Annotated in this window: 15 protein-coding genes; 14 read left to right on the plus strand and 1 reads right to left on the minus strand. The window is 41.0% G+C overall.

Translation table 11 applies throughout. The annotated features are described in order from the left end of the window. Position 1 precedes the first annotated feature (1 nt). The 13 genes from HCN54_RS02285 to HCN54_RS02345 all read left to right on the plus strand — a co-directional run bounded on the left by HCN54_RS02285 (position 2) and on the right by HCN54_RS02345 (position 11198). The gene (locus tag HCN54_RS02285; protein WP_167596366.1) at positions 2-1630 is read left to right on the plus strand and encodes a RagB/SusD family nutrient uptake outer membrane protein; all 1629 of its coding nucleotides are present in this window, start codon (positions 2-4) and stop codon (positions 1628-1630) included. A 76-nt stretch (positions 1631-1706) separates the two neighbouring features. After that, positions 1707-3605 carry a pectinesterase family protein gene (locus tag HCN54_RS02290; RefSeq protein ID WP_240924932.1) on the plus strand — a complete coding sequence of 633 codons (1899 nt, stop codon included), beginning with the start codon at positions 1707-1709 and terminating at the stop codon, positions 3603-3605. A gap of 5 nt (positions 3606-3610) precedes the next feature. After that, a complete protein-coding gene (locus HCN54_RS02295; RefSeq protein ID WP_167596367.1) occupies positions 3611-4396 on the plus strand; it encodes a rhamnogalacturonan acetylesterase in 786 nt (261 codons plus the stop codon). 22 nt (positions 4397-4418) lie between these two features. Continuing rightward, positions 4419-5234 carry an SDR family oxidoreductase gene (locus HCN54_RS02300; protein WP_167596368.1) on the plus strand — a complete coding sequence of 272 codons (816 nt, stop codon included), beginning with the start codon at positions 4419-4421 and terminating at the stop codon, positions 5232-5234. Positions 5235-5249: 15 nt separating this feature from the next. Further along, positions 5250-6419 carry a mannonate dehydratase gene (gene uxuA, locus HCN54_RS02305; protein WP_167596369.1) on the plus strand — a complete coding sequence of 390 codons (1170 nt, stop codon included), beginning with the start codon at positions 5250-5252 and terminating at the stop codon, positions 6417-6419. A 4-nt stretch (positions 6420-6423) separates the two neighbouring features. Continuing rightward, the gene (locus HCN54_RS02310; RefSeq protein WP_167596370.1) at positions 6424-6771 is read left to right on the plus strand and encodes a cupin domain-containing protein; all 348 of its coding nucleotides are present in this window, start codon (positions 6424-6426) and stop codon (positions 6769-6771) included. Positions 6772-6854: 83 nt separating this feature from the next. Next, positions 6855-7508: a Yip1 family protein gene (locus tag HCN54_RS02315; RefSeq protein WP_167596371.1), complete on the plus strand. Its 654-nt coding sequence runs from the start codon at positions 6855-6857 to the stop codon at positions 7506-7508. 161 nt (positions 7509-7669) lie between these two features. Then, on the plus strand, positions 7670-8155 hold the full coding sequence (locus HCN54_RS02320) for a MarR family winged helix-turn-helix transcriptional regulator (RefSeq protein WP_167596372.1): 486 nt from the start codon (positions 7670-7672) through the stop codon (positions 8153-8155). 22 nt (positions 8156-8177) lie between these two features. Further along, complete coding sequence (locus HCN54_RS02325) at positions 8178-8456, plus strand: CBU_0592 family membrane protein (protein ID WP_167596373.1); 279 nt, start codon at positions 8178-8180, stop codon at positions 8454-8456. Positions 8457-8487: 31 nt separating this feature from the next. Next, positions 8488-9258, plus strand: a complete 771-nt coding sequence (gene modA, locus HCN54_RS02330; RefSeq protein WP_167596374.1) for a molybdate ABC transporter substrate-binding protein — start codon at positions 8488-8490, stop codon at positions 9256-9258. Beyond that, a complete protein-coding gene (locus HCN54_RS02335) occupies positions 9251-9655 on the plus strand; it encodes a molybdopterin-binding protein (RefSeq protein ID WP_167596375.1) in 405 nt (134 codons plus the stop codon). The genes modA and HCN54_RS02335 overlap by 8 nt, the downstream gene beginning before the upstream one ends. Further along, positions 9652-10323, plus strand: a complete 672-nt coding sequence (gene modB / locus HCN54_RS02340; protein ID WP_072983913.1) for a molybdate ABC transporter permease subunit — start codon at positions 9652-9654, stop codon at positions 10321-10323. The genes HCN54_RS02335 and modB overlap by 4 nt, the downstream gene beginning before the upstream one ends. Continuing rightward, complete coding sequence (locus HCN54_RS02345; protein ID WP_167596376.1) at positions 10320-11198, plus strand: ATP-binding cassette domain-containing protein; 879 nt, start codon at positions 10320-10322, stop codon at positions 11196-11198. The genes modB and HCN54_RS02345 overlap by 4 nt, the downstream gene beginning before the upstream one ends. Positions 11199-11288: 90 nt before the next feature. Here the strand turns inward: HCN54_RS02345 and fbp are convergent, their stop codons facing one another. Then, on the minus strand, positions 11289-12296 hold the full coding sequence (gene fbp, locus HCN54_RS02350; RefSeq protein WP_167596377.1) for a class 1 fructose-bisphosphatase: 1008 nt from the start codon (positions 12294-12296) through the stop codon (positions 11289-11291). Between the two features lie 303 nt (positions 12297-12599). Between fbp and HCN54_RS02355 the strand changes: the two genes are divergently transcribed. Continuing rightward, positions 12600-13868, plus strand: coding sequence for an NAD(P)/FAD-dependent oxidoreductase (locus HCN54_RS02355; RefSeq protein WP_167596378.1), 1269 nt, complete (start codon positions 12600-12602; stop codon positions 13866-13868). Positions 13869-13910: the final 42 nt, after the last annotated feature.

Here is a 13910-nt window from a genome sequence, read left to right on the forward strand (position 1 = left end):
GATGAAAAAGATAACCTATATATTAAGCTGCCTCACTGTTTTGTTTACGGTGATCAGTTGTCAAGATTTTTTAGAAGAAGAAAATGAATCTTTTGCCGTTGCCGAAGAATTTTATCTTACCGGTGAAGGCTATCAATCGCTAATCAATGCTAATTATTCACAATTGCGTGAATTGTACGGTAATGCACCTTGGATCTACGTTTGTGGAACAGATCTTTTTGCCGAAGGACGTGATGCAGAACCCACAGGATTGAGCAGATATTCTGACCTTAATCCGTCTTCTTCAGGTGTGGCAGAATTGTATGACAATGCATACAGAGCCATTCAGTTAGCAAATACTGCAGTGTATTACGCAGATTTAACCGAATCTACAGATGTACTTGATCAGCAGTTAGGTGAAGTACGATACCTACGCGCAAATGCCTACTTTTTATTAGTGCAAACCTATGGAGGTGTTCCATTAATAACAGAATATTTTAGAGAACCGGTATTAGAATTTTCTAGAGAAAGTGCTGAGAATATCTATGGTTTTATCATTAGCGAACTAGAAGCTGCGTTAAACCAAGTAGGTTCAGGAACATATCAGGGAAAAGTAAATCAGCGTGCAGTGAATCATCTGTTAGCCAAAGTGTATTTGACTAGAGGCTATGAAAGCTTCGGTTCTACTGCAGATTTTACTACAGCTGCTTCTTATGCGGAAGCTGCGATTGCAGGGCAAGGCTTAAATCTATCTTTCGCCGAATTATGGGCGCCGGGAAATCCTACCTATCCTATAAAGGAAGAAACCTTATTTTCGGTACAATATGATCCTGCTTCAGTAAGTACAGCGCCTTTTGATCTAGGGCATCAGCAAACGGCTTATTTTGGTCCGTATCAAGGCGGAAGCGAGGTTGCCGGTGACGCACCTTACCGTACCTACACCTTGTGTCCAACACAATTTGCAATAGACCTTTTTACCGAAAATGACGAGCGGTATGCTGCTACTTTTATGACTGAAGTGTATAGTCGTTATTTTGACTTTTATGATGTTGATGATACCAGTACACTTCCGGTAGCGCATTACTATGCTCCGGCTTGGGAAGCCACTCAGGCAGATCAAGATGCATACATGGCGGAACACCCTGAAGCAACGTATCACCCTTACGGAAGTTATGTGCCTTCAGCAAATCCTACTAATGATTATCAAACCATTCCGCTTAAGAAATTTGATGATCCTGAGGCTCCGTTTGGGCAAAACACAAGTAGAAGAGATATCGTATTATCTCGTTTGGGAGAAACGTATTTGATCGCTGCAGAAGCTTATTTACAAGCTGGTCAACCAGGAACCGGTCTTACTTTTCTTAATGATGTGCGTGAGCGTGCAGGCGTAGTTGATGCTACTCTGGCGGAATTTGATATCGACTATATTTTAGATGAGCGTGGGCGCGAACTTATGGGTGAATATCACCGCTGGTTTGACCTGAAGCGTACCGGTACGTTGATCGAGCGAGCTTCGGCATACCACTATCTTGTTGAAGAAGGTAATTTTAATGGTGCAAACGGCGAACTCAAGATCTTGAGACCTATTCCGCAAAGTGCTTTAGACTTGAATCAAAATAATGACTTTGAACAGAATCCTGCATACCAGTAATTTTTGAATTTTAATTGAGCGTGAAAAAAGCTTACCCATTTTGGGTTAAGCTTTTTTCTGCTTTTTAAATGGTTTTATGATGAGAACACGTTACGGTCTGATATTTTTCATTTTGATGGTTTGCACTGCATTGAAACTTTCTGCACAGGAAAAGCCCATCGAAGTCAAACCTTATACCTTAGAGACGACTTATGAAAAACTCAAAAAGGAATATCCTTTTATAAAACCAATAGAAGCTCTAAAAACAGGTGATTTCAAAGTTTTAGAAGATCTGGCGTATGAGCGTGTCAATGGTCGAGAACTAAAGGCAGACGTTTATATCCCTACCGCTAAGGCGGAAAAGTATCCGGCCGTCTTATTGGTTCACGGCGGGGGTTGGATCAGCGGGAGCAAGGCTAATGTCAGGCCTTTAGCGTTACAATTAGCAAACCACGGCTATGTTGCTGTCACCGTAGAATACAGATTGAGTACCGAAGCAATATATCCCGCAGCGGTTAAAGATCTCAAAGCGGCAATTCGCTGGATTCGAGATCAAGCTGAAGCGTTTAAGATTGATAAAAACAGGATAGCCATTTTAGGCAATTCGGCAGGAGCACAACTAGCTACTTTGGTAGGTGTTACCGGAAACTCTGAACTGTATAAAGATCCACAGGATACCACTTCAGATGCGGTACAGGCGATTATAAATGTTGACGGAATTGTATCTTTTACACATCCGGAATCAGAAGAAGGAGAAGTCGCAGCGCAATGGCTCAACGGTTCGCGTTCTGAAAATTTAAAACATTGGGAGGAAGCTTCACCTTTAACTTATGTAAATACAAAAACGCCGCCCACCCTTTTTATCAACAGTACACAGCCACGTTTTCACGCAGGCCGTGATGATATGCTTCAGATTTTAAATCAGCACGATATATATAATGAGGTGCGTACGTTACCGGGCACACCACATTCGTTTTGGCTAGTTCAACCTTGGTTTGATAAAACGCTTCAGTATAGTTTATCTTTTTTAGATCGGGTTTTCGATACAGAAAGTTCAGAAATCTATAAAATCCTTACCGTGGCTCAGGACGGTAGTGGAGATCATCAAAGTATTCAGGAAGCGATTAGTAATACACGCGATCTAGGTCCCGGATTTGTCAAAATTCTGATCAAAGAAGGCGTTTATAATGAAAAGATTGAGATCCCGGCTTGGAAACGTAAAATTGCTCTTATAGGAATGCCTGGAGACGAAGTAGTTCTTGTGAATTCTGATTATTCGGGTAAACTAGATTCTTTATCTAATAAGGAACACAACACCTTTACCTCATACACGTTGAAAGTGGAAGGTCAAGATTTTTATGCTGAAAATTTAACCATTCAGAATACTTGGTGTGAGAAGGGGCAGGCTGTAGCCTTACACGTTGCAGCAGATAGAGCGATTTTCAAAAATTGCAAGATTTTGGGTTGTCAAGATACGGTCTACACCGCGGGAGAGGGGAATCGTATGCTGTTTGATTCGTGTTATATTGAAGGTACAACCGATTTTATTTTTGGGCAGGCAACAGCATTTTTTGAAGCTTGTGAGATTCGTAGTCTATCAAATTCGTATGTCACCGCTGCGTCAACGCCTAAGTTTCAAGAATACGGGTATGTGTTAAAACAGTGCACCCTTACCGCAGCTCAAGGCGTAGATCAGGTATATTTAGGAAGGCCGTGGCGCCCGTATGCTAAAACGGTTTTTATAGAAAGTAAACTGGGCGATCACATAATGCCTGAAGGATGGAATGTATGGGACAGTGATGCTATGTTTCCGCATAAAGAGCGCACAGTTGTTTATGCTGAATTTCAGTCTACAGGAGCCGGTGCGAACCCTGATGAACGGGTGTGGTGGTCACATCAGCTTTACGAAGAGGAAGCACTGCAATACACAAAAGAAAAAGTTCTCGGCGGCAAAGACCATTGGGACCCAGATAAACAAATTTCAATTTTAAAATAGACTTGATGAAGCATTTAAAAAAACTAGTACTTTGCTTAACCTTAGCCACATTTTCGGTAATAAGCGCGCAAGAAAAACCTACGCTGTATCTTATTGGCGATTCTACAATGGCTGATAAGAAAAACCCGGAGGAAAATCCTGAACACGGCTGGGGTCAAGTGCTTCCGGAATTGCTCACCGATGCTATTGAAGTCAGTAACCACGCGGTGAACGGACGTAGCAGTAAAAGTTTTATTACGGAAGGGCGCTGGGAAATCGTACTAGAAACCTTAAAAAAAGGCGATTTTGTATTCATTCAGTTTGGTCATAATGATCAGAAGTTTAAAGACAGTACGCGCTATACCAATCCGTTTACACAGTACAGATACAATCTAGAGCGTTATGTGAAGGAGACACGAGAAGCGGGAGCGACCCCAATTTTAATGTCTTCTATTGTTCGACGCAAGTTTAACGAGCACGGCACACTTGAAGATACGCATGGAAATTATCCGTTGGTGGTACGTATGGTGGCCAATGATTTAGACGTTCCGTTTATCGACATGCAATTCCTGACGGAGCGATTAGAGCGAAAGTTGGGTCCTGAAAAGTCTGAATCCATTCACTTACATTTTGAACCGGGCGAAAATCCTTATTATCAAAATGGAAAACACGATGATACGCACTTGTCCTACACCGGTGCAAAGATGATTGCGTCACTGGCTTTGCAAGAAATTGCCAGACAGGATTTGGAGCTAGAAAACTACATTAAACCTCAAGTTTTGGAGGTAGAAATTGTTACCTTGAAAGACTAATTACTAACCAAAAATAAATAGTATGAAATCTTTGATTTCAGTAGAAAACAAAATAATTGTCATCAGCGGCGCTACGGGCGTTTTGGGTGAATCTATGACGCGTTCATTAGCCGCAGCCGGTGCTCACGTAGTCGTATTGGGACGCAATCAGAGCAAGGTAGACGCGCTGGTTGATAGCATCAAACAAGAGGGAGACCAAGCTTCGGGCGTTGTTGCAGATGTGACTAGTAAAGAGGCTTTAGAAGCAGCTAAGGACACAATCGAGAATCATTTGGGCTACATAGATGTATTGATCAATGCTGCCGGTGGAAATATGAAAGGCGCATTAATTCTTCCAGAGCAAAGCCTTGCCGATGCTGATGTAGAAGAAATGCGCAAAGTGATAGATCTGAATTATATAGGCAGCTTTTTACCTACGCAGGTATTTCTTCCGTTATTAGAAAAGTCAAAAAAAGGTAGTGTGTTGAACATTTCTTCGGTAGCAGCGCATTTACCGTTAACGCGTGTGATGGGCTATGCTTCGGCAAAGGCAGGAATCGAGAATCTAACCCAGTTCTTAGCCATCGAGTTTGCACAAAAACAGGAGAACCCCATTCGGGTAAACGCTTTGGCTCCGGGGTTTTTCTTAACGGAACAAAACCGCGAATTGCTCACAAACAGCGATGGAAGCCTTACCGATCGTGGCGAAAAAATCATAGCACATACGCCTTTGGGTAAATTTGGCGATCCGCAAGAACTCAATGGTGCTATCCACTGGTTGTGCAGCGATGCGGCCAATTTTGTAACCGGAACCGTAGTGACTGTTGATGGTGGTTTTAAGGCTTTTGCCGGAGTTTAATTTTAGCAAGTAGAGATGATACAAACGATGAGATGGTACGGGCATAAAGATCCCGTTACGCTACAAGATATTAGGCAGGCAGGAGCGACCGGTGTGGTTCACGCGATGCACGAAATTGAAAATGGTGCGCTATGGTCTGTTGAGGTTTTAAAACAACGCAAAGCCGAAATTGAAGCCGCGGGACTTGCGTGGAAAGTTGTAGAAAGCCTTCCGGTAACTGAACCTATAAAAACCCGAAGCGGAGCTTTTCAGGAGCATATAGATAACTATAAACAGTCGCTCATTAATCTTAGTGAAATAGGGGTTGAGGTAGTGTGTTATAACTTTATGCCAGTATTAGACTGGACGCGCACCCAATTGGCTTATCCGTTAAAAAATGGCGCGACTGCATTACGCTTTGATTGGGCGCATCTTGCGGCCTTTGATTGTTTTATGCTGAAGCGAAAAAACGCAGAAAAAGATTATGATGAAAAGATATTAACCGAAGCAAAACACTTTTTTGATAAGGCTTCAACCGAAGAAAAACAGAAGTTGGAGGATGCGATCATCGCTGGTCTCCCGGGCGCTGAAGAAGGATACAGTCTCGAGGGATTACAGGAAGCTATTGATAAATACGCTTCAATTGACGAGACTAAAGCACAGGAGCATTTAAAGCTTTTTTTAGATGAAATTTTACCAGTCGCTGAAGCCGCAGGAGTAGCTATGGCGATTCACCCTGATGATCCGCCGCATCCGTTTTTTGGCTTGCCTAGAATAATGAGTAAAGCTTCAGATATTGCGCGTTTACTAAAAGATAACGACAGCACATATAACGGGGTCACCTTTTGCACTGGTTCGTTCGGAGCCCGTGCAGATAATGATTTGGTGCAAATGATCAATGATTACGGCAGCCACATACATTTCATTCATTTGCGAAGTACTAAGAGAGATGCGATGGGCAACTTTTTTGAGGATAATCATTTGGAGGGCGATGTACCTATGCCGGCTGTAGTCCACGCTCTTTTAGAAGTAGAAAAGAAAAGAGGGAAGCAATTACCTATGCGACCTGATCACGGCCATCAGATGCTTGACGACCTCAAAAAACCGCTCGCACATCCGGGGTACACTGCGATAGGCCGTTTAAAAGGATTGGCAGAATTACGCGGGGTAATCGCAGGGATAGAATTTATGCAGAACAAAAAGTAACCTTATGAGCACAAAAGCAACGAGCGACGTATTTTTTAAAACAGATAAAAATGCCTGGGAGCAGGCTGATAATGGGATCACAAGACAAATTATAGCACACAACAACGATCTAATGGTTGTAAGTGTCAAGTTTGAAAAAGGAGCTATAGGCAGCGTGCACGACCATGTGCACACTCAAGGCAGCTATGTAGTTTCGGGAAAATTTGAGATCACGATCAATGGGAAATCAGAACTGTTAGAAGCTGGTGACGGCTTCTATGTGCCGCCGCACGCGCCACACGGAGCAAAATGTCTAGAAGCAGGAATTTTAATCGATTCGTTTAATCCGGCTAGGGAAGATTTTTTAGAATAGTAGAAGCGGCTCTAGAGCCGCTTTTTTAATTAAGTCCTAACTTTAGATGCTTTTAATATCTACATCATTTTGGATTAAGAATTATGACTAATACTACCGCTTATACCGAATTAGAGACCTTTACGCATCGCGAATTATTCATCAAAATATGGCGATCTCCTCGCCGGGTATTCAGGTATATGCATCAGCGCGGAATTGATGATTTTGTACAAACGCTGTTGCTTTTAGCGGGTATTTTTAATGCCTTTGATCGTGCTATTGAAAAAAATCTTGGTGATAGCTTGTCTTTGCTTTCCGTAATTGGATTTAGTGTCTTTGGTGGAGCGCTTTTTGGTTGGATCTCTTATCATTTGTACGCAGCGCTGTTAAGCTGGACTGGCAAGTGGATAGGAGGGTGTGCTTCTAGTAAAGAACTAGTAAGAGTTTTGGCTTATGGAATGCTACCTGCTATTACAGCTTTAGTATTTTTAATGCTTCAAATAGCCATTTATGGCGAAGCAGTTTTTCAAGAGGATTTAGATTTAACCAAAGGAAGCTCTTTTGATAAAGTGATTTATTACACTTCAGTTTTTTGTGAAATAGTTTTATCTATTTGGTCGTTTGTTCTCATTTTGATCGGTATTTCAGAAGTGCAAAATGTAGGTCTCTTTAAAGCATTTTTAAATTTGATCTTGCCCATTTTTATAGTGCTTCTGCCTATTTTACTCATCAGTGTGCTATATTCGGCAATCCTTTAATTTAAAGGCTTGCGGTATTGTTATTGAAAAAAATACTTGGTCTGATTTTCCTGTAAAATAGCTCTTACAAAGTCTCCAAAAATCACTTAAAAATTTAACGCTGAATTAATAAATGAACTATAATAAAAATATACATTTGTGTAACCAGTTACATATTTAGGATGAGTGAAGATTTTTTGATTGAAATGGGCTACGCCGGTTTAACCGGTAGATTAAAAAGATTGAGTGATGCTTTTATGTATCAAACTCGGGATTTTTATAGAGAACACGACAGTGAGATAGAGCCCAATTGGCATATGATCTTTTTACTTCTTCAGAAAAATGAAACGATGACGGTAACCGAAATTGCAGAGGCGTTACAGCTCTCGCATCCGGCGATCGTAAAACTTATAAATAAAATGAAAAAACGCGGCTATATCAATTCTAATCTGGATCCTGAAGATAACCGCAGGTATAACCTGGTTTTATCACAAAAAGCCAAAAAAGAACTACCTGTTTTAGAAGCCTATTGGGAAGCCGGTAATAAAGCGCTTGAAGAAATGCTTGAACACAATACCTTATTGCTTGAACAATTAGAACAGCTTGAAGCCCGTATGGCGGAAGCTGATTTTAAAACCCGAATGGATAAACTCCTTATAAACGAATAGAACGTTCCAAATTTTAAAGGCTATGAAGTTACTCATCGATATTTCAGGATGGGCGGGCTCTTTTCTTGTAGTCCTCTCGTATGCACTTACTCTAATAAAAAACAAAGATTTTAGTACTTATTGTATTTTAATGAACCTAGTAGGAGGAATGTTGATTGCGGTCAATTGCTTTTATTATAAAGCCATTCCGTCTTTAGTTACCAATGTGATCTGGAGTATTATAGCCTTACTCTCTATTTACCGCGCTAAAAGGCATTGGTATCAAGACCGAAAAAGAAAAAGAAAAGCGCAGGGGTATTGATGCAGTTGCACCGATTGTAGTACCTTCGGGTATGTGCAAATTACAACGGATTTACATTTTCCTGTTTCTTTTTACTGCGGCTTTTACAGCCTGTAAAGAAGTTAATGATACTCCTAAACTTACCATTGCCACCGCTGCTAATATGCAATTTGCAATGCAGCGGTTGGCAGACGATTTTACTAAAGATACAGGGGTGCCTTGTGAATTGGTGATCAGTTCTTCGGGGAAATTAACGGCACAACTCAAAGCGGGAGCACCTTACGATATTTTTGTTGCGGCAAATTTGAAATATCCGCAGGAGGTTTACGATGCTGGTATTGCGGCAACATCCCCTAGAATTTACGCATACGGTAAACTTGTTATCTGGACGTTGCGTAGCGAATTAAAACCTGAATTTGCGACGCTTCAATCAAATGCGGTCAAACATATTGCTTTGGCCAATCCAAAGACAGCGCCTTATGGAGAGGCAGCGGTTGCTGCGTTAAGCACATTGCAATTGGAGGAGGCTGTGGCTGATAAGTTGGTTTATGGTGAAAGCATCGCACAAACCAATCAGTTTATTATTTCCGGCGCAGCCGAAATAGGATTTACCGCACTTTCGGTAGTAAAAGCACCTTCTTTAAAAACCAAAGGATTCTGGGCGCCGGTAGCCGATTCCTTATACAAACCCATAGCGCAAGGGGTTGTGAGGATCTCACAGGATGCAGCAAAAAAACAACAGGCAGAAGCATTTTATGCTTACCTTTTTACCGAAGAAGCACAGAAAATTCTTCAAGATTTTGGATATTCGGTAGGTGAATAGTTTCAACGGAAATATAAAAACCATTCAAGTTAACGGCAATCTTAGTTTGGTGCTGGTTGAAGTTATACCTAAACTTCAGCTAAAAGCCATCGTGATCGACACGCCTGAAACTGCAACCTATCTTCAATCTGAAGCTCCGGTTGCTGTACTTTTTAAAGAAACCGAGGTGATCATTGCCACTGCAGAAGTGCCGCAGATCAGTTTGCAAAACCGCATTCCTGCAAGTATTGTTTCCGTAGAAAAAGGAGCGTTACTTACTAAACTCAAATTACAGTCAGATGCCGGTGTGCTCATAGCTATCATAAGCACAGATTCTGCATCGCGTTTAGAACTGCAAGAAAGCAAAAAGGTGATCGCGATGATCAAGTTAAACGAAGTAATGTTACGTGGTTTATGAATTGGGAACCTCTTATCCTCACGTTTAAACTAGCGGTACTTACCACTTTTATTTTGCTAGTGGTTGCATTACCCTTGGCCCGATGGTTAAGCACTACAAAAGCTAAAATTAAACCTGTCATCGAGACGCTGGTGAGTATGCCGCTGGTGTTACCGCCCACGGTTTTGGGGTTCTATTTTTTAATGGCTTTCAGTCCTAATAATTTCTTTGGAAATTGGCTCAACGAGTGGCTGGGTGTTAAGTTGGTTTTTTCGTTTGCGGGTTTGACCGTCGCGTCTGTACTTTATAGTTTGCCGTTTATGGTTCACCCGCTGCAGTCAGGTTTGAGCAGCATTCCGCGATCAGTAACAGAGGCTGCTTATGTGATGGGGAAATCCACTTGGGAAACGTTTTTCAAAGTGCAACTTCCGCAGATCAAACCAGCATTACTTACTGGTATTGTATTGTCTTTTGCACATACCGTGGGTGAATTTGGAGTAGTGCTGATGATAGGTGGCAATATTCCGGGAAAAACAAAAGTAGCGTCTATCGCGATTTATGATGAGGTTGAAGCCCTCAATTACGATGCTGCTCATTTATATTCTTTTATTCTCTTTGCGATTACTTTTTGCATTTTACTTGTCGTGTATCTCGTGAACGGAAATCATTTTAAAAGCCTTTATAAATGATCGAGATTGATTTTACTAAAACATTAGATGGGGGAGCAGGTAGTTTTGATCTTGAACTGAAACTGGCTTTAGAAGCCGGTGCATTTACCACGATCTATGGAGCGTCTGGCGCGGGGAAAACTTCTACTTTAAGAATGATCAGCGGATTGATGACTCCAGATCGTGGAAGTCTCGTTGTAAACAATGAAGTCTGGTACGACAGTTCAAAAAAAATAAATAAAAAACCTCAGGAGCGCAGTATAGGTTTTGTTTTTCAGGATTATGCCTTGTTTGGTCATATGACGGTCTTAGAGAATCTGATTTTTGCCAAAGGAAAAAAAGATGGCACTAACACTATTGACGAACTTCTAGAGGTGATGGAGTTGCAGCAACTGCAACACCGCAAGCCTGAAACACTAAGCGGCGGACAAAAACAGCGAGTGGCGCTGGCGCGGGCCTTGGTACAAAAACCAAAACTATTATTGCTTGACGAACCCTTTGCAGCGCTAGATAATACCATACGTTTTAAACTTCATGAATACTTAAAGCGTGTTCAAGAGCGCTACGATCTAACCACAATTTTAATATCTCACGAGGTAGGCGAAATTATCAAGTTGGCTGACAAGGTGGTCTACTTAGAACAAGGAAAGATCAGTAAAATAGGCTCTCCTGATACAGTCTTTACCAATCAAAATTTAAGTGGAAAATTCAAATTTCCGGGAGTGGTTGTCAAGGTTGAAAAGGAAGAGATCATCAGCGTCGTGAGTGTTCGCATTCATACGCAAGTGGTTAAAGTAGTGGTGCAGCATCACGAAGCCGAAGCGCTTACCTTGGGCGATCAGGTGATGGTCGTCTCAAAAGCGTTTAACCCCATACTTTATAAATTAGAAGCATAAAAAATCCGGAAGTTGTCTTCCGGATTTTATGTTAGGCTGTTGAAGCGCGTAATATTCTGAAAAAATTTACTTCTGTTCTGAAAAGTGTGTTTAATCTTTCTGTTGTAAAAACCATTCAATTTTTTCTACTTCAGTAGTGCATCCGCAATAAAAAGGAGCGCGCTCGTGCAGTTCATTAGGAATACGTTCCATAATGCGACCATAACCGTCAGAAGCTTTTCCTCCCGCTTGTTCCGTAAGAAAAGCCATAGGGTTACATTCGTAATTTAGACGCAGCTTACCCTTAGGAGCTTTAGTTCCTTCAGGATATAAATAGACTCCGCCTAGCAACATGTTTCGGTGAAAATCTGCCACCAGCGACCCGATGTAACGTGAGGTAAAAGGTCTGTTTTCTTCTTCGTTAAGCTCTTGCGCCCAACGTATAAACTTTTTAATTCCTTGGGGAAAGTGCACATAATTCCCTTCATTTACCGAATAAATTCTACCAGATTCCGGGTACTTCATATTAGGATGAGAGAGGAAAAAAGATCCAATTCCGGGATCAAAGGTAAAACCGTGAGTACCATTTCCTGTGGTATACACGAGCATTGTTGAGGTTCCGTAGATGAGATAGCCCGCAGCAACCTGATTGATACCGGGTTGTAGAAAATCTTCTAAAGTTACAGGCGTCCCCACCGGGCTGATTCTGCGATAAATGCTAAAAATGGTACCTACCGTAATATCAACATCAATATTTGAAGAACCATCAAGCGGGTCAATAAGCACTACATAATTGGCATTTTTATGTTGCTCCTCATTAAAAACTACAAAATCTTCAAGTTCTTCTGAGGCCAAACCGCAAATATCGCCACGATCACGTAATGTGCTGATAAACATGTCATTGGCGAGTACATCTAGTTTTGCTTGGGATTCTCCTTGTACATTTTCTTGACCGGCTTTTCCGCGTATTTCTGCGAGTCCGGCTTTGTTGATTTCTTGATTTACCATTTTTCCGGCGAGCCTGATAGCGCTCAGAAGTGAGGTGAGTTCGCCTTTAGCATACGGGAAATCTTTTTGGTTTTGAACGATAAATTCGCCAAGCGTGGTGTGTCTTTCCATAAAAGTGTGTTCTGGTTGGTATATGTAATAAAATTACTTTTTTATTAAAAAATGTATCAAATACATTTTTTACAATCGATTACTTTGATTTTTTATTGATTATTTAGCAAAGAATTCGTAGTAAAGTTAACGCAAAGTTTTGTGATTCAAAGCTTCAGTATACTTTTAATTTAGGAGTTACGAGCGGAAGTTTTTTGTGATAAATATCGCTTAAAGTAGCGGCTTAAATAAAGCATTAAAATTGTTTTAAAATCAAAGTTAACTCCAAGAAAACCGCTAATTTCGAGCTTAATACTAGAATTTATGAGTAAACATATTGTAATTATTGGGGGAGGCTTTGCCGGAATCAATCTTGCTAAAAAACTAAGTAAAGTATCGTACTACCAAGTTACCTTAGTAGATAAAAATAATTACAATTTCTTTCCGCCCTTGTTGTATCAAGTATCCACGGGATATCTTGATCCTTCGAGTATCACTTTTCCGTTTAGAAACCTTTTTAGAGGCCAGGCGAATTTTAGGTTTAGAATGGGAGAATTTTTAGAAGTTCAGCCTGAAAATCATCAGATCATTTTGAATAACGGTACGCTACACTACGATTATTTGGTATTGGCTACGGGAACGCAAACCAATTATTTTGGACTTGATCAGATTGAAAAGCATGCGATTCCCATGAAGACGCTTGAAGACGCATTAGAAATGCGTAATCTTTTACTACAGCGACTTGAAGAAGCCACGCGCATAGATGATAAGTCACAACGTTTACCCTATTTAAATATGGTGGTTGCGGGAGGTGGTCCTACCGGAGTTGAAATTTCCGGGGTTTTTGCAGAGTTGCGTAATCATACGATAAGAAAAGAATTTCCTGAGCTCATAGGTTCGGGAAGCCGAATTTATTTGATCAACGGTGGGGGAGAGCTGCTTTCGCCTATGAGTGAGAAAAGTCAGCAATACACGCTTAAAAAACTACAAAAAGCAGGTGTGGAAGTTTTGCTTAACACGCGAGTTGTAGATTTTGATGGCGAAAAAGTTATGATGAAAGATGGTTCTCATATTTATAGCAAAAACCTTATCTGGGCGACGGGCGTGACCGGCTTTCGATTTAAAGGAATCCCCGATATGGCTTATGAACGCGGTAACCGGTTAAAAGTAGATGCCTATAATAAGGTCGAAAATGTACAGGATATTTATGCTATTGGTGATGCCTCAATAAGCACTGCTGACTCAGATTTTCCTACCGGGCATCCGCAACTTGCGCAAGTTGCCATGCAACAAGGTAGAGTATTAGCTAAAAACCTGGACCGAATGGCTAAAGGAAAGCCGCCCAAACCCTTCAATTATCTTGATAAAGGATCTATGGCGATTATTGGGAGCAGTAAAGCTGTTGCCGATATGCCTAGACCAAAACTACACTTCAATGGTTTTGTAGCCTGGTTTGTATGGCTATTTGTACACCTATTTGCATTAATTGATTATCGAAATAGAGTGCGTACGTTCTACAACTGGTCTACAGAATACCTTACCCAAAATCAAGATCTCAGACTGATCATAAGACCAAACACAAAGCGGAAATAGTTTATACGGTTTTAGTTATTAAGAATATTCTTACGATTTATT

Source organism: Leeuwenhoekiella sp. ZYFB001, from assembly GCF_011784865.1.
In the GTDB taxonomy this organism is placed as follows: domain Bacteria; phylum Bacteroidota; class Bacteroidia; order Flavobacteriales; family Flavobacteriaceae; genus Leeuwenhoekiella; species Leeuwenhoekiella palythoae.